The organism is Enterovibrio paralichthyis, from assembly GCF_019209835.1.
GTDB classification, from domain to species: Bacteria; Pseudomonadota; Gammaproteobacteria; order Enterobacterales; family Vibrionaceae; genus Enterovibrio; species Enterovibrio paralichthyis.
In genome coordinates this window covers 240,744-262,147 of the sequence record NZ_JAHUTS010000003.1, presented here as the reverse complement: position 1 = coordinate 262,147, position 21,404 = coordinate 240,744, and the positions used below count along the sequence as shown (strand labels likewise).

The window sequence follows — 21,404 nt, the reverse complement described above, 5'->3', positions numbered from 1 at the left end:
CGTAGTATCACGCTCTAACGCACATTAATGGTGATCTTTTCTGACAGCACGGGATGGGTGTGGGGTATGTGTTCACCGTCTGCCATCAACACCTGCAGGGTGTGTCTGCCCCGTGGCAGCGTAAGCCGTAGCCTGTCTTCGCCCCTGTCCAGATGCTGGATATTGGCGTTTTTAGGCAGTGGTAACGAGAAGTTTTCCAGTGAATCGACATCAATTAAGAGGTGGTGGTGTCCAGTATTGGGGAGCGTTGGCCCAGCTGGAAGTAGGCGCATTCCCCGCACACCAACGACGACAGTGAAAGTCTCAGGTACCGTTTCACCATCTTTTGGCTGGATAAAATAGACGTGCGCCCCCGAAGGTGCTGGTGTGGTTGCCCCCACCACCGCCGAAAACGGTACAACAAAAAGCAGGGTAGCCAGCACCAAACAGCGGTGGATGACCTTGTTCATGCATACGCCTTAACCATGGATTCCAGTGATTAGCATGAATCAAACACACGGTGTAAAAGTGTCAGGAAATGGGACACAGCCGAAATTTCACATTCCATCGCGAATTGTTCATCCGGAACAGTCAGCCAAAAACGAAAAATGCAGCCCGAAGACTGCATTTTAACGACAGATTACTGAAATTTACTGGTTTGAGGCGCGCCAGGTACGGTAACCACCCACCAGATTACGCGCCTTGAAGCCATTGTTTGCCAGCTGGCGGTAGGCCACGTTGCCACGCAGGCCAACCTGACACGCCACGACGATTTCTTTGTCTTTTGGCAGCTCATTCATACGGTCGCGCAGTTGGTCAACCGGGATATTGATTGCACCCGGGAAGGTGCCGACATTTTGCAGTTCGATTGGATTGCGAACGTCCAGCAGAACCTGATCGTCGCTCAGGTTAGCTATTTGGTCGTAGTGAATGGCTTTGACATCACCTTTCATGATGTTGGTTGCTACAAATGCGGCCTGATTAATCACGTCTTTCGCGCTGCCATACGGCGGTGCATAGGTCAGCTCCACATGCTGAAGTTGCTCAACAGTCATGCCCGCACGTTGTGCTACTGCCAGAATGTCGATACGTTTATCAACGCCATCTTTACCGACTGCCTGAGCGCCCAGGATCTTGCCGCTGTCTGGTGCATACATGAGTTTCAGTGAAACCACTTCTGCGCCCGGGTAGTAGCTTGCATGGCTGGCGGTGTGTACGTAAACCTTGTCGTAAGAGATGTCTTCGCGCTTCAGTTGTTTCTCGTTTTTACCGGTAGAAGCCACTGCCAAATCGAACACCTTACAGATTGCCGTACCCTGTGTGCCACGGTAGGTTTCGTTTGCGCCCAACATGTTGTCAGCAGCCATACGACCCTGGCGGTTTGCAGGGCCAGCCAGTGGCACCACGGTTTGTTTGCCGGTCACAAAGTCTTTTTCTTCAATCGCATCGCCTACCGCATAGATAGACGGGTCACTGGTTTGCAGCGCGTCGTTAACCCAGATACCGCCTAACTCACCGATTTGCAGGCCAGCAGCGCGCGCCAGTGAGACTTCAGGACGCACACCAATCGCCATGATCAGCATGTCTGTTATCAGAGTGTCGCCAGTGCTCAGAGAAAGCTGCAACTGGCCATGAATGTGCTGGTTGATGCTGTCTTCGCCCGCCTCTTCGCTGGCAATATGGGTCTCAGACAGATACTCAACGCCTGTCAGTGCAGTACCCAGACGCAAATCGATACCTTTGGCACGGATTTCCTGATGAACAAAGCCCGCCATTTCAGGGTCAACCGGGGTCATCACCTGATCAGCCAGTTCCAGCAAGGTCGTTTTAATACCCAGTTGATGGAAGGCTTCCATCATCTCAAGACCAATGAAGCCGCCACCAACTACAGTCGCATGCTGCACATTGTTCATCTGGATGCTGTTGATAATGCTATCCATATCCGGAATGTTGCGCAGTGAGAACGTCAGCGGGTTCTCAATTCCAGGGATTGGCGGAACGATTGGTGCCGCACCTGGGCTCAGTAGCAGGAAGTCATAGCTTTCCGTGTATTCCGAGCCATCCAGCAGGTTTTTCACCGTTACGGTTTTATCTTCACGCTGGATAGACACTACTTCGTTCATCACGCGCACATCCACGTTGAATCGCGCAAGGAAGCTCTCAGGGGTTTGCAACAACAGTTTGCTGCGATCCTGAATGTCACCACCAATGTGGTATGGCAGGCCGCAGTTGGCGAATGAGACATAGTTGCCCCGCTCGAACATGATGATTTCGGCATCTTCACTCAAACGACGGGCACGTGCTGCTGCTGATGCGCCACCGGCAACACCACCAATGATGAGGATCTTAGGCATGGTAAAGCTCCTGTATATCTATGAGGCCGAAAGCATTTAAAGTTTTGCGAGCCTTGGAGAGTTTTAAACTTACTCGATTTTCACTGCTGTGACGAGTTGATGGGAGAATCATATATTAGATAGATCTGATTCACAATCATCTAAATTAGAATTGACTTATATTCATGAGTCGATATCATTCCCTCACTTCTTGGCGTTTCCGCCACAGTTTTCACAGCTTTTTTTGGGGAGAGACAATGACATTCCAAATCCCGTGGGATGCCCTATTCGGAGGCATGCTTCTGGGCGTTTCAGGTCTGGTGTTGCTGGCATTGAACGGCAGAATTGCCGGTATCAGCGGCATCATCGGTGGCTTACTCAAACCAAGCAAAGGCGAGTTCTCGTGGCGCCTGTTGTTCCTGGCAGGCATGGTTGCGGCAGGTTTTACCGCCACAGCGATGGGTTTCGCGTTTCCGGACTTTGCGGCACTGGATCCAGCAGTAACGCCGCTTTCAGCCGTCGCTGCGGGCTTGTTGGTGGGCATGGGTACCAAGCTGGCTAACGGCTGTACCAGTGGTCACGGCATTTGCGGTATGGGTAGACTTTCAAAACGTTCAATTGCAGCGACTCTGACTTTCATGGCCGCGGCAGTTGTTACTGTCTTCATTCGCTTTCACGTTTAAGGAGTCATCATGTTATTTCGCGTTGTTTCGCTCATCGCTGGCTTTTTATTCGGCCTTGGCATGATGATCTCCGGCATGGTAGATCCGGCAAAAGTCATTGGCTTCCTCAATATTTTTGGTCATTGGGATCCGAGCCTCGCATTCGTTATGGGCGGTGCATTGATGGTATTTGCACCCGGCTATTTTCTGCTGGTGAAAAAGCAGCCAAAGCCTGTGCTGGCTGAAACTTTTTGCCTAAGCAACAACACCCAGCTGGATAAGAAACTGATTGGTGGTTCAGCGCTGTTTGGTATCGGCTGGGGTATCGCCGGTATTTGTCCCGGCCCTGCTATCACGGCTCTGGGTTCAGGTGCGCCGGTTGTCGGGTTGTTTGTACTGAGCATGGTCGCGGGTATGTTTATCGTGAGTATGCTTACAGAGAAAAAAGCAGCGTTTGCTCTTCGCTCACAAAGCTAAACCCCTACCCAGCACTAAAAATGGCAAGGTTAATTACCTTGCTTTTTTTTATCCAAATAACGCAATTTACAAGTATGGAAAACTAAATTCCTTACACATACTCCATAAATATCCAACTTCTTATTCACTGGCTATTATTTCATCGCCTCCTACTGAAACAATGAATCACGCTATACACCTAAACGACCTGAAGATGCAGGTTTCAGGTTATTTGGGTATTTTCCACTGTGATTATCTTCAAAGAATGAGAAATATAACTCAGTGTCTCATTTTGTTTAAAATTGAGATGAAAAAACCCGTTTCATATTAAATTCCGTGAGCAAACGCCAATTCATTACTTCATCTTATTCAACTTGTTAGCTATCAATGCATCCCTTCACTTTCAAGTGATGACTCATAAAAAAGACATCGCATGTATAGTGTAAAAAAATAAACTAGAACAAATTTGTAGATACTCTAAATTATTCTTCCAGACAAAATGAAAATACCACTTAACCTTATTATCCGGCTGATTGCTAATACAGGGATAGCTTTTGCAGTTGTTGCATGCTTTAAATTTTTAAACATGGCATGGAGGCGTAACCATGAAGTTTGTATTCGGTTCACTGGTAGGCAGCACAATCCTTTTAGCCCTTTCCGGCTGCAATACCACATCTGCCAATTCCACTGCTTATCAAGAAGCAAAAACCTCTGGCTATCCCGTCCACTATCAGTACAGCGTTGCTGTAAACGATAACGGGGTTATCCGCGCAAGGGACGAGCTGGATGCCTACCTGTTGCTGAACCGCAACGCGCTGGCCGTGTATGGCGCAGAAATATTCTGGCATGGCGAGGTGGGAGAGAAACTGGCGCAGAAGAGCTATCGCTGGCTGATACGCCAGGGAACGCCGGAAGACAAACTCTCTATGGTATATGTTGACGAACAACCAGAAGACACTGTGACGGTTTCAACCACGATTTACCAAGCGCATCAACCCGATTGCGCTCCGTCATCACAAACCTTGGCGATGGCCGATACCGATGGCTGCGTCGTGCAGACGCTACGCTGGGAAAACGATGTCTACCCGGAAACCGAGCTGGCGGGAGATCCGGGCAAAAACCAATTTGGAGACGTTGCCTTCTAAACGAATAAGTGACGCTGTCACATATAATAACAATGAAACATCCCTTTTGCTTTCCTCGGGTGCCTATGGCACCCTTTTTTCTGCTTAACTGATAAGCAATAGCCAATGACTTAGGAACTTACATGATCAGTTGCTCTGACTACGACTACGTCGAAATTGTCTGTCTGTTTCACTACCCCGTCAGGCTGACAATGAAAAATGGTGACGTCGAGGAAGGAACAGCCCAAGATACCGTCAGAAATGCCGATAAAGCCGAATGCATCGCCATTGAAACCCCAAGTGGCGACAAACTGGTTGTGCTGGACACCGTTTCTGTTCTCGAAGTCACCGTCGATAATCCGCACTTTTCCCGCGTCCGGTTTGATTAACCTGAATCTCGATGGATAAAAACAACAAAGCCCGCAGTTGATGCGGGCTTTGGGTTTGTTTCAATACAGATTAACAGTCGAGCGCCAATCCGTATTCTTCAGCCGATTGCTGGATCCACAGTGCGGTGTAATCGGCAAAACTGCGGCGTACAATCAGGTCATAGCAGTTTTCACTGTGGTGACGGAGAAACACCTGGGTTTTGCCGAACGTCGTCCCAACACATTTGCCCATCGGGAAATGGCTGCCGTCCACATCGTAAGAGGTCGATTTCTTCAGCACATCTTTGGCGTGGGAGCCTGTCAGCGTCAAAAGCGTCTGTCCGCCGCTGACATCCGTCACCGAATACTGGCCGCTCAGCGCTGCCCTTAGCTTCTCTTCCAGCGCTGCTGCGCTGTCGTCAAAGCCGAGGATCAGCCATTCATCCGGTGAAAGCCACCACACTTCAATACGTCCTTTCGATTCAGAAGTGCAGGGGGAAGTAGGTAAGGTCACTCCTAACGCCGATTCCACGCCCGCAGCAAACTCTGCCGTTGCCTCACCGCGCAACACCATCTGGCTCACTTCCTTACGCTCATGGAGGTGAACACCTGGCGAGTTATCAGGGTGGGTCTGCCCCAAATGTTGCAGGGCGCGACGCACAACAGGCGCGAATGAATCACTCAGTGGCGCAACCTCTTCGTCATGGGTTTGTGTCGGTTTTTCGTTTTTCACATCGTAAAAGACGGAGCTGACAATCTGCGCTTTCAAAGTGGTGCCATCTGCCAGGGGGAAGTAGACATAATCCCCTTCACGGTTAAGGCCGTTTTTAATCATGCCCATCGCAATCGAGTAACCCAGCGATGCGCTGTGATAAGACGAAGTTACATGGCCGACCATGGGCATCGGGATTGGGTGATTGGGGTTGTCCACCGCCTGAGCCCCTTCCGGGATCACTTTGCTCGGCTCGGTGCATCTCAGCCCAACCAGCTGTTTGCGATCACTGCGCGAGGTATCTTCCCGCGCCCAGGAGCGCCGCCCGATAAAGCTGTAGGTTTTCTGCTTGCCGGTGATCCAGCCCATGTTGAGATCCTGCGGCGTCACTGAACCGTCGGTATCCTGCCCGACAATAATGAACCCTTTCTCTGCACGCAGGATGTGCATGGTTTCTGTGCCATACGGTGTGATGTTGTAAGGTTTCCCCGCCGTCATCACCTGCTCCCAAACATAGAGGCCAAAGTCAGCGTTGACGTTGATCTCGAATGACAGTTCACCGGTGAAACTGATGCGGAACACCCGCGCAGGTACGCCTGCAACCATCATGGGTTTCCAGCTCATAAACGGCATGGCTTCTTCGGAAACATCTTCGTCGCCCACCAGCTGTTTGAGCACATTGCGGCTGTTGGGGCCGGAGATTGTCATGGTCGCCCAGTGGTCGGTCACACTGGTGAAATAGACTTCCAGCTCCGGCCATTCCGTCTGGTGCCACACTTCCAGCCAGCGCAGCACGCCCGCAGCGCCGCCAGAGGTCGTCGTCATCAGGAAATGATCATCTGCAATGCAGGAGGTCACGCCGTCATCGAACACCATGCCGTCTTCATGACACATCACGCCGTAGCGGCAGCGTCCCGGTGCGAGTTTGTCCCAGCCGTTGGTGTAAATGCGGTTGAGGAAATCCCGGGCATCTTTGCCCTGGATATCAATTTTGCCGAGCGTGGATGCATCCAGAATGCCGACGCTGTCGCGGGTGGCTTTACACTCCCGCGCCAACGCGTCTTCCATGGACTCGCCCTCTTTCGGGAAATACCACGGACGCTTCCACTGGCCGACATCCTCAAACTTGGCACCGTGCTCAATGTGCCACTGATGCATGGCAGTATAGCGCTCTGGGTCGAACAGCTTACCGACGTGTTGCCCGGCCAGCGCACCAAAGGTCACCGGCGTGTACATGGGGCGGAAAATGGTGGTACCGGTTTCAGCAATGGTTTTGCCCATCGCCCTTGCCGCAATCGCCATACCGTTGATGTTGCCGGTTTTCCCCTGATCGGTACCAAAACCCATGGCGGTATAGCGTTTGATATGTTCAATCGACTCATACCCTTCACGCACAGCCAGCTCGATACCAGCTGCTGTCACGTCATTCTGGAAGTCGACAAATTGTTTAGGTGCCCGGCTGACGGGCAAACGGTAAGGCACCAGATACATCGCCATTGCTGGATCGGTCTGGAAGGTTTCTACCACAGGCAACGCACTTTCCAGCGGCACCACATCCAGAGCAGAAGCTATGCGTGAAGCCGCGTCTGCCCCGCTTTGCATCACATCCAGCAGGGTGCCTTCTCCCGCGACAGACCCTGCGTAATCCATCCCTTCCACATTGCCCGCAGGGACGAAAGCGGCGATATCATCACGCCAGACAGGTCGGCCACCGGTGTGGCAGCTCAAATGCAGCGCAGGGCTCCAGCCGCCACTGCTGGCAACCAGATCGCAGTTGATCACTTTGATCGGGCCCGTGACCGAACGGCCATCTTTTTCTAACGGGACGATCTCTGCGCCGGTCACGCATTTACTGCCCTGTAGATTGGTGACCGCATGACCAAACAGCACCTCAATGCCCAACTCCCTGGCTTGCCTGACGCGCTCTCCATCCGAAAAGCTGCGGGTATCGACAATCGCCGCGACCGTCTTACCGCTTTGATGCCAGCTGATTGCCGCGTCGTAGGCTTCGTCATTGGTGGTCATAAGCACCAGGGTTTCACCCGGCGCGACCGCATAACGGTTGAGATAGACAGAAATGGCCGACGCCAGCATGCTGCCCGGCAAATCGTTATTGCCAAACACCAGCGGACGCTCAATGGCACCGGTCGCAAGCAAGACCTGCGCAGCGCGGATATGGTGGATGCGCTGGCGAATGCCCCGCACGTCATCACCAAGGTGGTCGGTTTTGCGCTCTACCACACCGACAAAGTTATGATCGTAGTAGCCAAATGCGGTCGCTTTCGGTAACAGGGTGACCTTGCTATCTGCCTCCAGCAGCGCCAGCGTTTCATCACGCCAGGCGGTTGCGGCTTTGGCGTCAATCTGCTCCCGGCAATGCAGTAAGCTGCCGCCCATTTCGGATTGCTCATCCACCACAATAATGCGAAGGCCAATGCCCGCAAGTTGTCTTGCCGCCATCAGACCCGCTGGGCCCGCGCCGATGATCAACACTTCGCAATGCTGGTGCATGTGATCGTACAAATCCGGATCCCGCGCTTTCGGGATCTCACCCAGCCCCGCCGCGTTGCGGATATGCTTTTCATAGGTCGGCCACAGCGATGGCGGGTTCATAAAGGTTTTGTAGTAGAAACCTGCTGGCATCATGGCACCGCCAACCTTGCCCAGCAGTGCCATGGCATCTCGGTCAAGGCTCGGCCATGCATTCACGGTGGTGGCATCCAGCCCGTCGTAGAGTTCGGTCTGGGTTGCACGTTGATTCGGTAAGGTGGTGGCGTCATCCAAACCCACCTGCAGGATGGCATTGGGCTCTTCCGCGCCCGAGCCTAAAATGCCGCGTGGACGGTGATACTTAAAACTGCGGCCAATCACTTTCACCCCATTTGCCAGCAACGCCGACGCCAGGGTGTCCCCGTTGTGCCCCTGATAAATCTCACCGTTAAAGGTAAATGTGAAAGAAGATTGGCGGTCAATGCGCCCACCTTGGTCCAGTCGGTTAATCTGACTCATGCTTTCGCCTCCCCAGCATTCCCTGAAGTTGTCGTCTCTGGGGCGGCTTCACCCATTTTGTAAACCGCTTCTATCTTGTAAGTCACCGTATTGCGCTGGACGTTGAAAAACTTGCGGCATCCTGTCGCGTGGTACCACATTTCGCGGTGACTGCCTTTGATGTTTTGGCGATGAAACAGGTAGTGTCCCCATTCTTCATCGCTGACTGCATCCGGGTCTTTAGGGCGGACAATGTGCGCCTCGCCGCCATAGCTGAATTCGTCTTCTTCTCTGTGCTCTTCACAGTAGGGGCAGTAAATCCGTAGCATTTTTCTTCCTTAATCCCGCAACGTTTTCAGACAGTTAACTCAGTGTGCAACACCCGCAGCGCCGTGTTCATCAATCAGGTAGCCGGTCACAAACCGGTTGAGATTGAACGGTGCGGCCAGCGGATGCGGCGAGTCATTGGCAAGGGTGTGGGCAAACACATGGCCGGATCCGGGCGTGGCTTTAAAGCCGCCGGTGCCCCAGCCACAGTTGAAAAAGAGCCCATTGATGTCGGTTTTGCTGATGATAGGACAGGCATCCGGGCAGGTATCCACTATCCCACCCCAATGGCGGTTCATTCGCACGCGGCTGAGGAAAGGGAACATTTCGATAATGGCGGAGATGGTGTGTTCAATCACCGGGAACGAGCCGCGCTGACCAAAGCCGTTATAGCTGTCGATCCCCGCACCAATCACCAGATCCCCTTTATCGGACTGGCTGATATACCCGTGAACCTGATTTGACATGATCACGGTATCAATACAGGGCTTGAGGGGCTCTGAAACCATGGCCTGCAACGGGTGGGATTCAACCGGCAGTGTCATGCCCGCCATGCGCGCCAACTCGCCGGAATTACCGGCCACCACGCAACCCACTTTGTCTGCACCGATAAAGCCTCTTGCTGTCTCCACACCCTTGATACGGCCATCTTCAATACGAAGACCCGTCACTTCGGTTTGCTGGATAAGATCAACACCCAGGCTGTCTGCCGCTCGGGCAAAACCCCAGGCAACAGCATCATGGCGCGCGACACCACCGCGCGGTTGCCAGCTGGCACCGAGTACCGGATAGCGGGCATTATCAGAGCAATCGAGCAGCGGCACCAAATCCTGCACCGCTTTGGTATCCAGCACTTCACTGTCGATGCCGTTCAGGCGGTTGGCACTGACCCGGCGTTCAATATCACGCATGTCTTGCAGGGTATGACCAAGATTCAGCACGCCGCGCTGGCTGAACATCAGGTTGAAGTTCAGCTCCTGCGACAGCCCTTCCCACAGTTTCATGGAATGTTCGTAAAGGTGTGCCGCTTCGTCCCAAAGATAGTTGGAACGCACAATGGTGGTATTCCGCGCCGTGTTACCGCCGCCCAGCCAGCCTTTTTCCAATACGGCGACATTTTTAACCCCGCACTCTTTGGCAAGGTAGTAAGCCGTTGCCAATCCGTGACCGCCACCGCCGACGATGATCACGTCGTAATGGGGCTTCGGTGTCGGATTGCGCCAAGCCCGTTGCCAGTTTTCATGAAACGTCAGCGCATGCTTGAATAACCCAAATCCTGAGTAATGTGTCATTCCTTTGTCCTGATTAGCCGGTTTGAGGATAACTGCAATGATGATCTCTGCACCGAAAAGTGTAGCCATTTCACCGCGTGTAGGCGGAAATCCGCCACCATAATGTGCTCATGGTAGAGTGCTGCGTTAAGGTGGAAATATGAGATTGCGCCTGACGGCATTGCGTTTGCGACAAAGCGTCATGTCACCGTTTTGGCATCCGTTTCAGCACAGTAGACTGTTAACTTTGATAGTGAACTATGATTAGGGTCTGAGCGGCTGAAAAGGTTTCCCATGACAAATCGAAAACGGATAGACGAGTCTGACACCCCGAATGCAGAATTGCCCCCACACTCGCTACACCACTATCTCGACAACGCCAATCAGTCCACTTGCTTTGCCACTTTGCCAAGCGAGACACCGCTGGCTATCAGTTATAACGGTGTCAGCCATGCGGTAATGATGACCACACCGCAGGATGTCGAAGATTTTATCTATGGGTTTTCTTTCACCGAGCGCATCATCCGTGACTGTACCGAAGTGCACGACATCATCATTGAGCCGCAGGACGATGCACTGATTGTGGATGTAAAACTCGCCAACCGCGCCCAGGCCAGACTTTCCCTGACCAAGCGACACCTGGCGGGACGCACAGGCTGTGGCATTTGCGGGGCAGAATCCCTCGAACAGGCCATTCCGGGTTTTGAACCCCAGCCTTTTGTTGAGCCCTTAAACGATGCCGCCATCCTGAAATTGCGCGACTCACTGCGCCAATGGCAGTCCCTCGGTCATATCAGTGGCGCCATTCATGCTGCATTATTGGTCGATGACAAGGGCGAGATCTTACTTTGCCGGGAAGATATTGGCAGACACAACGCCTTGGACAAGGCGATTGGAACCGCGCTTCGCGGTAAAGCGTTAATGTCTTCACAAGCGATTCTGGTGACCAGCCGGTGCAGCATCGAGTTGGTGCAAAAAACACTGATGGCCGGGGTAGGCACCCTGATCACCCTCGGTACCCCAACCTCACTGGCGGTCAGCACGGCCATCAAAACCAACCTGAACCTGGTGCACCTGCCTCGCACGGATTCACCGCGCTTCTACAACCGTGCTTCTCACGACACTCTTGAACCCTGATCGCACAACGCGCAAAAGTTGAACCGAATTTGTAAAAATTCGTTATCCTCAGAGCCGAACCTTCATTGATTGAAATATCACCACATTCTGGGTTTGCCGGCCTGTTTGCACCTGAAAAACCCGCTTTGATGACTGTCTGTCAGATTGGAAAGAAAATATGCTTGAAATTCTGGACATAGATCACCTGGTTCTCAGAACTGACAAACGCAATGAAATGGTCACGTTTTATACTGAGGTGCTCGGCTGTATCGTAGAGCGGGAAACCGCTCCCGAGGTTGGTCTTATCCAACTTCGTGCCGGAAATGCTCTGATTGACATTGTCAGCATTAATAGTCAATTGGGTGCACTGGGAGGCGATGCACCGGGTGAAACGGGAAACAATATGGACCATTTTTGCCTGCGTATCGCCGCTCAGGACGAGACTGCAATTTTGGAACACCTCGCTTCCCATGGTGTGAAAACAGAAGGATTCAAAAAGCGATATGGTGCACAAGGATTCGGCAATTCAATTTACATCCAAGACCCCCAGGGTAATACCGTCGAGTTGCGCTGCACCTTGGCTTAGTGAGCAACCTCAACCTGCTGCGAGCCTCACCGGACGTGGCCCAAGCACGAACCTAAAAATCTATGGCAGTAACAGAACCTTTCCGCAAAATGTCAACGCGCAGAAAAGCTGCGTTATCGAAAACCGACCATGCCAGCGATACTATGAATTTCGCTGAAATTTCACCCTTACAAATCCCGCCCAGCCTGTTGCTGGAAGCAGACCCTTCGGCCGCCAATATCGCGACTTATCTGCTCGATTCCTGGTGTTTTGGGGTATTGGATAAGGAAAACGTGGTCGGTGCCTGTGTGGTAACGCCGGAAAAAAGCCATGTCGCGGAGCTTTCCAACCTGGCTATCTCTCCGGATCTGCAGGGAAAAAACTGGGGCACCAGGCTGATGCGCTATGTGCTTACCTCGCTCAAAGCCCGTGACATAAAGCGGATTGAGCTAGGAACCGGTACATTCGGCTACCAGTTGGCGTTTTATCAGCGTTTGGGTTTTCGGGTGGAAAGCGTGGTGAAAAACCATTTTCTGGATAACTACGAAGAGCCGGTGTGGGAAAACGGAATCCAGCACAAAGACATGCTGCGTTTATATCTCGATCTGTAAGTGTGATGGAAGGTTAATCCCCTTTGGGTGAACAGCTTTCCTCCATCCATCCCAGATAGGCACCCAAACCTGCCCCAACGGGAATTTGCAGTATTTCGGGAACATCGTAGTCATGCAGGCGACAGATTTCCGCTTCAACCTGCGCGTAGAGTGATGTCAGGGTTTTGATGAAAACCAGCTTTTCGCTGTCGTTTTTCACTTTGCCTTGCCAATGGTAGTAGCTATGGATTGGCATCACCTGCACACAGGCGGCGAGTTTTTTCTCCAGCAAAGCATTGATGATACGTTTGCCGACATCCTCATCGGCAAACGTGGTCATTACAATGCAGGCTTCAATATTGTCTGCCATGCGCTGACTCAACAACGGCCTTTCTTGGCATGACCCGGAGGGCAGAATTTCCCCTTGCCTTGGTCATCACCATCGTGGTCGTAATCACCATCCCCTTTCGAATTTACCTTGATTTCCACATCATCGGTTTCACCTTCAATGCTGGTGATCCGGCAACCTGTGGCAACAAATAAAGTCAGAAGAAAAATAACCAGTACTCTCATAGCGCCTCACTGTCTTTGGTCTTTGGTCTTTGGTCTTTGGTCTTTGGTCTTTGGTCTTTGGTCTTTGGTCTTTGGTCTTTGGTCTTTGGTCTTTACTAATAGCATAGTCAAATGACCATTCAGGTTTGTTAAATGGCACAAGGATGAAGGTCAATTGAAAGTAAATCCTTTCTATTTTGGTCTGCTTTTGTACCTGAATTCGCTGAAGTTGCTGTCTTCAGTCCAGATTAGGAGCCTTATCATGCAATATCTCCTTGCGCTCAGTGTTGCCCTCACCGCTTTGTTTTCAGCATCGGCCAGTGCCCAGACTTGGGAAAATCACGGTTCACCGGCAACCGTTGTTGAGCTTTTTACATCAGAAGGGTGCAGCAGTTGCCCACCGGCGGATGCCGCCCTGAACCGGTTAGCAGCGCAAGAGGGGTTATGGACGGAGGTGATCCCACTGGCTTTTCATGTCGATTACTGGAATTACATTGGCTGGCCGGACCGTTTTGCCAAACCGGAGTTTTCCCAACGCCAACGGCAAAAAGTCACACAGGCCAGTGCCAGCGGCGTTTATACTCCGGGATGGTTTATTAACGATCAGGAGTGGCGTGGCTTTTTCTCCCGCCAGCCTGTGCCTTTCACAACAGGCCCGAAAGCCGCATCACTGACCGCAAACCTTGAAGGTTCAACCCTGAATCTGCACTACGGAAACGGGCAATCGCTTAAAGCCCATTACGCTTTGCTGGCGATGAACCAACGCACTGATGTGAAACGGGGTGAAAACCGGGGTAAAACGCTGGAGCATAATTTTGTGGTGGTCGCTTTTGGCGAAAAAGCAGGACAAAGCGAATGGCGTTTTACCGTGCCTGATACTGCCGCCGATGCGATTGCCGTTTGGCTGACTCCCACGCAAGGCGGCGATCCGGTGCAGACCGTGGCGGGTTGGCTGGGTGAGCCTCGTTGAACCACCCAGCATTCCCTCTCAACCTTCCTTAGAACGTTGATGATGTCAGTAAGATGTTTTCCTCAATCAACGTATTGATGATTTCCTGACCGCTTGAAGAGCCCATCATTTGCAGGCCTTCAGCGATGTCGGATACAGACAGGTTGGCCAGGGTGATCTGCTGATCAACCTCCTCACCCGTGGTCGCAACAGAAAGTACCGCTTCTCCCGCCCCGTTGTTTTCCAGCGACACCAGATAACTGTCGAGGGATTCACTGGCGACATCAGCGAGAATGTCGCTGAGATCAAGGCTGTCGTTGCTAAGGGAGAAATCGTGGATTGTATCCACTGTGCCCAATGCCGCATCAGATTGAAGGAATACAAACGTGTCAGAACCTTCACCACCATACATATCGTCCGAGCCTTGCCCACCGGTGATAAGGTCATTGCCCAGTCCCGCATCAATAAAATCGTCACCCGCGAAGCCCATCAGCACATTGTCCTGGCTATCCCCCAACAACAGGTCATTGTCTGAGAAGCCTGAAAGGGCATTGTCGTCGACCAAATCGCCGAGGTCTGTTATCTCAACGCCAGTCTGGATAGACAACTCAGCCGACATCTCATCGCCAACTTCATTGGCAAAGCCAAGTTCAAAAGTATCCAGCGCCTCATCCAAAGCGGCTTCGGAGGTTACGTGATAAACATAGTCACCCGCCTCATGATCATCATCACCGTAGCCATAAACCGTCAGTTCTCCACGCTCGGTTTCAATCACAGCAACGCCAACACCCAGCTCATAAACCGCGCCATTGAGGGTGATGGTTGAAACATGCCATCCGCCGACCAAGTCCTCGTTGTCGAGCAAATTTCCCGACGCAAGGAAATTGCCCTGACTGGCATTCACCACAGCGGTCTGGTCTAAAGAGATTTCAACCTGCGAGGTGTACGTAGCAAAAGCATCATCACTGGCGAAAATAAAATGGTCGTCAGTCAATTTATCGAGAGAAACATTGCTCAGCGTTAGCGTGTTACCGCCAATGGTCAGAACCGTATCCGCACCAACCTGCAGCAGTGCCAGACTGACCAGAGAAGTGAATCCCAGCGAACGGGGAACGACAATTTTGTCATCGCGGGTGCTGAAATCTGTCACCCTGTCGTTTCCGGCACCATCGTACACAACGATATTGTCGCCACTGCCGAGTGTCAGTGTGTTGTTGCCCGAACCACCATACACAATATCGCTGCCGCTACTGCCCAGAAGCAGATCATCCCCATCGCCGCCAAGCAAGGTATCGTCACCACTACCACCATTCAGATGATCATCTCCCTGACCGCCATCCAGCAGGTCATCGCCGTCCCCGCCATAGAGTTTATCAGCGCCTGTGTTGCCGAATACCTGATCGTTACCGTCACTGCCGTAGAGGGTGTCGTCACCACTGTCGCCTTTGACCAAGTCATTACCGACGCCGCCATATATCAGATCGTTATCATCACCACCGGCCAGGGTATCATTGCCCTTATCACCCCAAAGGCGATCCTCACCGGCACCGCCGAGCATAGAGTCATTACCTTTGCCGCCATACAGGCGGTCATCCCCTTCGTCACCCTTTAAAGTATCGTTGCCTACGTCGCCATAGAGGGTATCGTTATCCGCACCGCCCGACAGAAAATCTACGCCTTTTCCACCATAGAGAAGATCGTCGCCGCTTCCGCCATTGAGTATGTCTTTGGCATTGCCGCCATAGAGAAGGTCATCCCCCGCATCACCTTGCAGGTCGTCAGTACCTTCGCTGCCATACAAAGTATCATCACCTTCACCACCACTGAGCAGATCGTCTCCCTGGCTGCCGTAAAGACGGTCATCGCCCGCCAAGCCATAGACGATATCGTTGCTTTGCCGTGCGAAAACCACGTCGTCAGCATCCGTGCCTGAGATCTCCTCATCCTGAGATGTGCCAACAATGACGTTCTCATTCAGACGGTCTTCAATCTCGTCAGCGAGTTGCTCTAGAACATAGGTGCCATAACGGACAGAGAGTAACGAGGTAAATGCGGAGGAAGATAGGGAGACATCAGGGTTCAACGTACTGGTGGCCTCATACAATGAATCTAACAAAGAGCCGTCTTTGCTTTCCATCAGAGAGAAATCAACGGGCGACCCAACCTCCACCAGTTCAATTTGGTTGCTGACGATTTCTACGGTCAGTGCAGGTGTCGATGACGGCCAAACCAGGGGCGTGTCTTCATCACTCCCCATCACCACTGGCGAGTTGAGAAGCTCAATCAGATGTCCATCGACAGTGACCGATGCATCTTCCTGATACTCCGTTGCCAAAATGTCACCGGCCTTTAGCGATTCGCCCTCAACCAGTTGCGTTATTTTTCCCGCATTACTGATCACTGAAACGCTGCCTGTTACCGCTTCGACTGCAAGATCTCGTTTAGCCATCACATCCTCCAATCACTTCAAACTGAGTGACCATGGATCAATCAATAGCTGAGGCGGAAAAAGGTTTCAAATATGAAATTTGAGTCTCAAAATGAGAACGGAAATGAACAAGAAAAATGCTGCGCAACTGAAGCTATACCTATGTTTTATATTAGCTTTCATATTAAAGACTGAGGTTATCCGAACGGAGTTCGCTTACTTTTCCCTTAAAGGAATTTTTGACGTCACCGAGAGTGCTCAACGAACTGTGCAAACCCAGAAATATCTGGGCAGAAAAAAAGCGAACGCTAGGTTCGCTTTTTGGAGTGCCATCTTCTGGCTCAGGATTTTTCAATCTCACAATTTTCGGCCGCTTCCTGAGTAACGTCGCTGACCCCGATAAATTCCCTGAACTTGTCTATCTCCAACGGGCGGCTGAGATAAAAGCCTTGCGCCAAATCACACCCTTTGGATTTGAGCATTTCCAGTTGCTCGGCGGTTTCTACCCCTTCAGCAACCGTTTTCAGGTTCAGTCCCTGTGCCATGGAAATCACCGCGGTTGCCAGTGCTTCATTCAGCTCGACATCCGTGATGCCATCGACAAACTCCCGGTCGATTTTCAAGGCATCAAACGGGAACTGGAGCAGGTAGCTCAGGGAAGAATAGCCAGTGCCGAAGTCATCCATCGACAACGCAGCACCGATATTGTGTAGTTTGCCGATGATCTCTTTTACGTTGGGTTGATTGCTGAGCAGCAAGCCTTCCGTCACCTCGACTTCAAGACGCTCAGGGGCAAACCCGTTGGTTTCAAGAATGCTTTCCAAATCTCTTACAAATTCCGGCTGGCGGATCTGCTGCGGGGAGATATTCACTGCTACGTGGATTAACTCGCCCGCTTCATTGGTCAATGTCAGGAAATCACGGGTAGCAGTATCCAGAACAAACTTGCCGATTTCATGGATCAGGTTGGACTGTTCTGCGATGGGAATAAACTCGGCGGGAGACACATGCCCTAGCTCTTCGTTGTGCCAGCGCAACAAGGCTTCCGCTCCCACCACCTGGTTGTTTTTTAGATCAATCAACGGTTGGTAAGCCACTTTAAACTCACCGCGTGACAACGCCCACACCAGGTGATATTCGATACGCATACGGCGCTGTATGTTGTCATTCATCTCTGACGTGTAAAGACGGTAGCTGTCCCTTCCACCCTGTTTCGCCTGATGTTTGGCCAAATCGGCGTTGGCAAACAGCCGCTTGAAGTCATCCGAATCCAACGGTGAAAGGGCAATCCCCATGCTGGCTGTTACATGTACTTCCCCGCCACCACTAAGCTCCACCGGCTTACCAATCTCTTTTCTGAGTTTACTGGCGATCTGGGCGGCATTTTCGGTCTGGTGCAAGCCCGGCAACACGATCAGGAATTCGTCCCCACTGACGCGACCTACGGTGTCGACTTCCCGCACCGTTTTTCCAATGCGACGGGACAGTTCCACCAACACTTGGTCCCCCACGTCGTGGCTCAGGGTGTCGTTGATAATTTTGAAATTGTCGATATCCACCAGCATGACACCGGTCAGCAAACCGCGGCGTAAATCATGGGCAATGGCATAACGAAGCCTGTCGAGGGTGAGGTTGCGGTTGGCAAGCCCGGTGAGGGAGTCATAGAGTGCGCGCTGGACAATCAGTTCTTCATTGCGGCGGATTCGGAGTTGATTATAAATGCGCAGTTTCACCTCCGCGGGGGATACCGGCTTGGCGATGTAATCCGAACATCCGATACGAAAGCCCATTTCCCGCTCTTCGTCTTCCTTGTGCTCTGTAATGAGGATGATGGGAATATCTTTTGTCGCGGTACCGGTTTTAAACGACTGGCAAAGCTCAAAGCCATCCATGTCTGGCAAATCGATGTCCATCAGGATGAGTCTCGGGTTTTCCGATTTCGCCAGCACTTTGGCGGTGGCACCTGTTGTCGAAAAAACCACGCGGTATTCTTCGCCCAAAATGGCATTGAGAATGCGAATGCTGTTGGGCGATGCATCGATGATCAGCAGGGTGTCTTTTTCAGGCATATTCTGATTAACCAGCATTGGACATCCCCTTCTCTTCCGTGGCTTCGTCAAGCTCGTTGTCAGTCATAAAGATGTTAAGCGCCGTCAATGCCTGGGTGTATTCCAGTTCAATCAGTTTGTCGCCCACAGGTTTGAGCGCACTCGCCACATCGCAATAATCCATTAGCAACTGGTAGTAGGTATCAATCGCGATCAGTTCCTGCGATTTAATCTGGTTGCGGAAGGCACTCAGCCGCTGCAGGAAAGCGCCGTCAGAAAACGACGAAGGCTTGTTTTTCTCACTGTTTCTTGCGGGATCCGGCAGGGGTTTCAGCAAGTGTTCCGGCAGACTCGTGTTGCTGCGGTTAAGGAGGATTTCGCCAATTTCACGGATCGCATTGTTCATGTCCCTTTTGAAACGGGACAGGGCATTTTTGTAGTCATCCAGCGACATCAGGGTGTTTTGTAACTGCTTGGCCGATTTCCTGAGCGCATTGATCGACAGGTTCCCTGCACTGCCCGCGATGGTGTGAGCCTGCTCAGCAGCTTCTGTCTGTCTGCCGACATCAAGCAGGCGGTAAATCTGGTTCTCCTGACTACGGGCCTGATGGACAAAATCGCTCAGCAACTTGAAGTAGAGCGTTTCGTTGCCGATAACACGCTTCACGCCATCTTTGATATCGACATACTCATAATCGTCTGCATTTTCAGTGGCTTTATTGTCACTCGGTACCACTGAGGTCACCACCAAGCCCAGATATGCCGCCAGTTTTTGCAACAGGGCATCGGCATCCAGCGGTTTGGAAATGTGGTCATTCATACCCGCCTCAAGACAGCGTTGGCGGTCGCGCTCCATGGTATGGGCAGTAACAGCGAAGATAGGAAGTGCTTCCATGTCTGCTGTTTCACGGATGATTCGGGTCGCTTCCAGTCCGTTCATTTCCGGCATTTCGAGATCCATCAACACCGCGTCATACAATTCCGGAGCCGGACAGACTTTTGCCAACGCTTCTTTACCTGACCCTGCAAAGTCGACCTGAAAATCGTTGCTGATCAACACTTCTTTGGCGATTTGCTGGTTGATTGGCATATCGTCAACAACCAGCACACGGCGGCCACCACCACTGACGGAAACGCCAGACATACCGGCTTTGGCATCTAGGATGCGGCGGTGGGTTTTGGGCAGGTTATGTCCCATCACATCCATGATGGTGTCGAACATGACTGAGGCAGAAATGGGTTTGTGCAGGTAGCCGGCAATTTTTCCACGGCCACGTTCGCTGTCAATCTTCGCTTTGTCGAAGGCACTGATCACAATCACCAGCGGGTGCTTATCAGGCGCCAATTCGCCGTACAGCTTTTCAAGCAGGTGGAACCCTTTTTTGCCCGGCATGTGCCAGTCTAGCAGCACCAGATCATAGGCCTCCAATTCCATGTCCATATGCCCTTCTACGATAGCGTTGTAGGCTTCGTCGACACTGTTGGCGGAGTCAACCTTAAAGCCCAGCGACTCGATGATCGCTTGGTGAACGGCGATGGAAGACGGGTTGTCATCAACAATCAATACCCGCAATTCCCGCAGGTCTACCGGTACGGCAAAACTCTTGTCCGAGGTAGTTTTGGCCAGTTGCAGTTCCACATTGAAGTACACACCTGCGTCTTTGTCGCATTGCTCCTGTAATACTTCACCGCCCATCTGCTCAATCAGGCAGCTGGCAATCAGCAGGTTAACCGACTCATCCACTTCTGACTTCGCGATAGCGACACGTTCTGCCAGCTCCTCGAGTTCATCAAACATGGTATCGTCATCAGTGACCTTCTGGTTGATGGCAACCTCAAGCGTCACCGCATGGTCGGTCAGCTGTTTGGTGGAAATACTCAGGATAATCGGCTGGCCCTCGCCGATGACAATGGCTTCACTGATGATGTTGAGCAGGATGCGGCGAAAGCGATCCGGGTCGCCCACCAGTGAGCGCGGAACATCCAGCGGGACGTTAAACAGAAGCTCAACAGACCGGCTTTCTGCCTCTCCAATCAGATAATCACGTAAACTCCCCAGCAACTGGTCAAGGTCAAACGGCGTAGTCTCCAGAGCCAGCAAATCATTCGACAGTTCTTCAAAGTCACGCAGGTTGTCGGCAATAACCGCTGCCCGTTTCAGGCTTTTGTTCAACGTATCAACATACATAGCCTGTTTGTTGCTGAGCGAAGTCTGGCGCAGCATCTGGGTACAACTTCTTGCTGTCGCCATCAGGGGATACAGCGCCATGTTGGCTTCAGACAGAGTGTTGAAGCTGCGGCTTAACGCGCCGGCCACGCTTTTGCGCGCCCCGGCGGTCAGGTGCGTTCCCATTTTGAGGAACAACTCTTCCGGCGCAATCGGGTAAATAGTGTAGTCACAGGCACCTGCACGGTAAGCTTCCTGCTTCTGATCACTGGAATATTCTTGGGAAGTCACGACAATGCGCGTGTCCTGGCAGGTTGGTAGAAGACGTATTTTGCGAAGCTCTTTTGCAAGCGAGCCGCCGGTAGTGAAGGGAAAATTGATATCCACAACGAGAATGTTGACCGGATGCTGTTCCAGAATGGTCATCAGTTTTTCCGGAGTCGCCACGGAGCGGAGCCAGTAACCACTTTCGCCCAGCACCTGCTGGAAAAAATCAATATGAGAAAGATCTTCGTCTGCAAGCACGACGATTGGCTCGTTCTTAACCAAACCTTTCATTGGGCCTTCCTTATGACACTGTTGGTGACATCCAACTGTCGATTTATTTGACAGTAATTGGCGCCGTAACGTCTCGTATTTAAAACGCAACTTCGTCTCTTAAAACTAGTGGCAATTTAATCCGACTGCCAATTCCACATGATATAAATCACATTTAGGCACTTAAACAGCAAAGACTTTTTTCTCGGCAAGTCACTTTCTCTCCTCCCCC

General features: G+C 51.8%; 18 protein-coding genes. 8 read left to right on the top strand and 10 right to left on the bottom strand.

What is annotated here, in order from left to right; translation table 11 throughout:
* Positions 1–14: 14 nt before the first annotated feature.
* On the bottom strand, positions 15–449 hold the full coding sequence (locus tag KU854_RS05435; RefSeq protein WP_218357434.1) for a DUF4399 domain-containing protein: 435 nt from the start codon (positions 447–449) through the stop codon (positions 15–17).
* A gap of 180 nt (positions 450–629) precedes the next feature.
* Positions 630–2,333 carry an FAD-dependent oxidoreductase gene (locus KU854_RS05430; RefSeq protein ID WP_218357433.1) on the bottom strand — a complete coding sequence of 568 codons (1,704 nt, stop codon included), beginning with the start codon at positions 2,331–2,333 and terminating at the stop codon, positions 630–632.
* A 236-nt stretch (positions 2,334–2,569) separates the two neighbouring features.
* Between KU854_RS05430 and KU854_RS05425 the strand changes: the two genes are divergently transcribed.
* From KU854_RS05425 to KU854_RS05410, 4 genes are all read left to right on the top strand, one after another.
* Positions 2,570–2,995, top strand: a complete 426-nt coding sequence (locus KU854_RS05425) for a YeeE/YedE family protein (RefSeq protein ID WP_218357432.1) — start codon at positions 2,570–2,572, stop codon at positions 2,993–2,995.
* A gap of 9 nt (positions 2,996–3,004) precedes the next feature.
* Positions 3,005–3,451 (top strand): DUF6691 family protein, encoded by a 447-nt coding sequence (locus KU854_RS05420; RefSeq protein ID WP_218357431.1) that lies wholly within the window; start codon positions 3,005–3,007, stop codon positions 3,449–3,451.
* Between the two features lie 584 nt (positions 3,452–4,035).
* The gene (locus tag KU854_RS05415) at positions 4,036–4,575 is read left to right on the top strand and encodes a hypothetical protein (RefSeq protein WP_218357430.1); all 540 of its coding nucleotides are present in this window, start codon (positions 4,036–4,038) and stop codon (positions 4,573–4,575) included.
* A gap of 122 nt (positions 4,576–4,697) precedes the next feature.
* Entirely contained in the window at positions 4,698–4,943 is a 246-nt protein-coding gene (locus KU854_RS05410) for a Rho-binding antiterminator (protein ID WP_218357429.1), read from the top strand.
* Between the two features lie 70 nt (positions 4,944–5,013).
* Here the strand turns inward: KU854_RS05410 and KU854_RS05405 are convergent, their stop codons facing one another.
* From KU854_RS05405 to KU854_RS05395, 3 genes are read right to left on the bottom strand one after another with little or no spacing between them, the layout of a single operon-like run.
* Positions 5,014–8,643 carry a sarcosine oxidase subunit alpha family protein gene (locus KU854_RS05405; RefSeq protein WP_218357428.1) on the bottom strand — a complete coding sequence of 1,210 codons (3,630 nt, stop codon included), beginning with the start codon at positions 8,641–8,643 and terminating at the stop codon, positions 5,014–5,016.
* Complete coding sequence (locus KU854_RS05400) at positions 8,640–8,951, bottom strand: sarcosine oxidase subunit delta (RefSeq protein ID WP_054779143.1); 312 nt, start codon at positions 8,949–8,951, stop codon at positions 8,640–8,642. Before KU854_RS05400 ends, KU854_RS05405 begins: the two co-directional genes overlap by 4 nt.
* A gap of 39 nt (positions 8,952–8,990) precedes the next feature.
* Positions 8,991–10,241, bottom strand: coding sequence for a sarcosine oxidase subunit beta family protein (locus tag KU854_RS05395; protein ID WP_218357545.1), 1,251 nt, complete (start codon positions 10,239–10,241; stop codon positions 8,991–8,993).
* A 273-nt stretch (positions 10,242–10,514) separates the two neighbouring features.
* On the opposite strand from KU854_RS05395, the gene fdhD reads away from it, so the two are divergent.
* The 3 genes from fdhD to KU854_RS05380 all read left to right on the top strand — a co-directional run bounded on the left by fdhD (position 10,515) and on the right by KU854_RS05380 (position 12,512).
* The gene (gene fdhD / locus KU854_RS05390; protein ID WP_218357427.1) at positions 10,515–11,357 is read left to right on the top strand and encodes a formate dehydrogenase accessory sulfurtransferase FdhD; all 843 of its coding nucleotides are present in this window, start codon (positions 10,515–10,517) and stop codon (positions 11,355–11,357) included.
* Between the two features lie 157 nt (positions 11,358–11,514).
* A complete protein-coding gene (locus tag KU854_RS05385) occupies positions 11,515–11,922 on the top strand; it encodes a VOC family protein (protein WP_218357426.1) in 408 nt (135 codons plus the stop codon).
* Positions 11,923–12,065: 143 nt separating this feature from the next.
* Entirely contained in the window at positions 12,066–12,512 is a 447-nt protein-coding gene (locus KU854_RS05380) for a GNAT family N-acetyltransferase (RefSeq protein WP_054779186.1), read from the top strand.
* A gap of 13 nt (positions 12,513–12,525) precedes the next feature.
* Here the strand turns inward: KU854_RS05380 and cutA are convergent, their stop codons facing one another.
* Positions 12,526–12,861, bottom strand: coding sequence for a divalent-cation tolerance protein CutA (cutA, locus tag KU854_RS05375; RefSeq protein WP_218357425.1), 336 nt, complete (start codon positions 12,859–12,861; stop codon positions 12,526–12,528).
* Between the two features lie 8 nt (positions 12,862–12,869).
* Positions 12,870–13,064 carry a hypothetical protein gene (locus KU854_RS05370; protein WP_218357424.1) on the bottom strand — a complete coding sequence of 65 codons (195 nt, stop codon included), beginning with the start codon at positions 13,062–13,064 and terminating at the stop codon, positions 12,870–12,872.
* A 241-nt stretch (positions 13,065–13,305) separates the two neighbouring features.
* On the opposite strand from KU854_RS05370, the gene KU854_RS05365 reads away from it, so the two are divergent.
* Positions 13,306–14,013, top strand: a complete 708-nt coding sequence (locus tag KU854_RS05365; RefSeq protein WP_218357423.1) for a DUF1223 domain-containing protein — start codon at positions 13,306–13,308, stop codon at positions 14,011–14,013.
* Between the two features lie 28 nt (positions 14,014–14,041).
* On the opposite strand, the gene KU854_RS05360 is transcribed toward KU854_RS05365, so the two are convergent.
* The 3 genes from KU854_RS05360 to KU854_RS05350 form a co-directional block, all read right to left on the bottom strand.
* The gene (locus tag KU854_RS05360; RefSeq protein WP_218357422.1) at positions 14,042–16,441 is read right to left on the bottom strand and encodes a hypothetical protein; all 2,400 of its coding nucleotides are present in this window, start codon (positions 16,439–16,441) and stop codon (positions 14,042–14,044) included.
* Positions 16,442–16,761: 320 nt separating this feature from the next.
* Positions 16,762–18,507: a two-component system response regulator gene (locus tag KU854_RS05355; RefSeq protein WP_218357421.1), complete on the bottom strand. Its 1,746-nt coding sequence runs from the start codon at positions 18,505–18,507 to the stop codon at positions 16,762–16,764.
* Complete coding sequence (locus KU854_RS05350; RefSeq protein WP_218357420.1) at positions 18,497–21,193, bottom strand: response regulator; 2,697 nt, start codon at positions 21,191–21,193, stop codon at positions 18,497–18,499. The genes KU854_RS05355 and KU854_RS05350 overlap by 11 nt, the downstream gene beginning before the upstream one ends.
* Positions 21,194–21,404 lie beyond the last annotated feature (211 nt).

Bases quoted from the DNA above. Each gene is read 5' to 3' on its own strand.
- KU854_RS05435 (WP_218357434.1), bottom strand. From the start codon at position 449: ATGAACAAGGTCATCCACCGCTGTTTGGTGCTGGCTACCCTGCTTTTT.
- KU854_RS05430 (WP_218357433.1), bottom strand. From the start codon at position 2,333: ATGCCTAAGATCCTCATCATTGGTGGTGTTGCCGGTGGCGCATCAGCA.
- KU854_RS05425 (WP_218357432.1), top strand. From the start codon at position 2,570: ATGACATTCCAAATCCCGTGGGATGCCCTATTCGGAGGCATGCTTCTG.
- KU854_RS05420 (WP_218357431.1), top strand. From the start codon at position 3,005: ATGTTATTTCGCGTTGTTTCGCTCATCGCTGGCTTTTTATTCGGCCTT.
- KU854_RS05415 (WP_218357430.1), top strand. From the start codon at position 4,036: ATGAAGTTTGTATTCGGTTCACTGGTAGGCAGCACAATCCTTTTAGCC.
- KU854_RS05410 (WP_218357429.1), top strand. From the start codon at position 4,698: ATGATCAGTTGCTCTGACTACGACTACGTCGAAATTGTCTGTCTGTTT.
- KU854_RS05405 (WP_218357428.1), bottom strand. From the start codon at position 8,643: ATGAGTCAGATTAACCGACTGGACCAAGGTGGGCGCATTGACCGCCAA.
- KU854_RS05400 (WP_054779143.1), bottom strand. From the start codon at position 8,951: ATGCTACGGATTTACTGCCCCTACTGTGAAGAGCACAGAGAAGAAGAC.
- KU854_RS05395 (WP_218357545.1), bottom strand. From the start codon at position 10,241: ATGACACATTACTCAGGATTTGGGTTATTCAAGCATGCGCTGACGTTT.
- fdhD (WP_218357427.1), top strand. From the start codon at position 10,515: ATGACAAATCGAAAACGGATAGACGAGTCTGACACCCCGAATGCAGAA.
- KU854_RS05385 (WP_218357426.1), top strand. From the start codon at position 11,515: ATGCTTGAAATTCTGGACATAGATCACCTGGTTCTCAGAACTGACAAA.
- KU854_RS05380 (WP_054779186.1), top strand. From the start codon at position 12,066: ATGAATTTCGCTGAAATTTCACCCTTACAAATCCCGCCCAGCCTGTTG.
- cutA (WP_218357425.1), bottom strand. From the start codon at position 12,861: ATGGCAGACAATATTGAAGCCTGCATTGTAATGACCACGTTTGCCGAT.
- KU854_RS05370 (WP_218357424.1), bottom strand. From the start codon at position 13,064: ATGAGAGTACTGGTTATTTTTCTTCTGACTTTATTTGTTGCCACAGGT.
- KU854_RS05365 (WP_218357423.1), top strand. From the start codon at position 13,306: ATGCAATATCTCCTTGCGCTCAGTGTTGCCCTCACCGCTTTGTTTTCA.
- KU854_RS05360 (WP_218357422.1), bottom strand. From the start codon at position 16,441: ATGGCTAAACGAGATCTTGCAGTCGAAGCGGTAACAGGCAGCGTTTCA.
- KU854_RS05355 (WP_218357421.1), bottom strand. From the start codon at position 18,507: ATGCTGGTTAATCAGAATATGCCTGAAAAAGACACCCTGCTGATCATC.
- KU854_RS05350 (WP_218357420.1), bottom strand. From the start codon at position 21,193: ATGAAAGGTTTGGTTAAGAACGAGCCAATCGTCGTGCTTGCAGACGAA.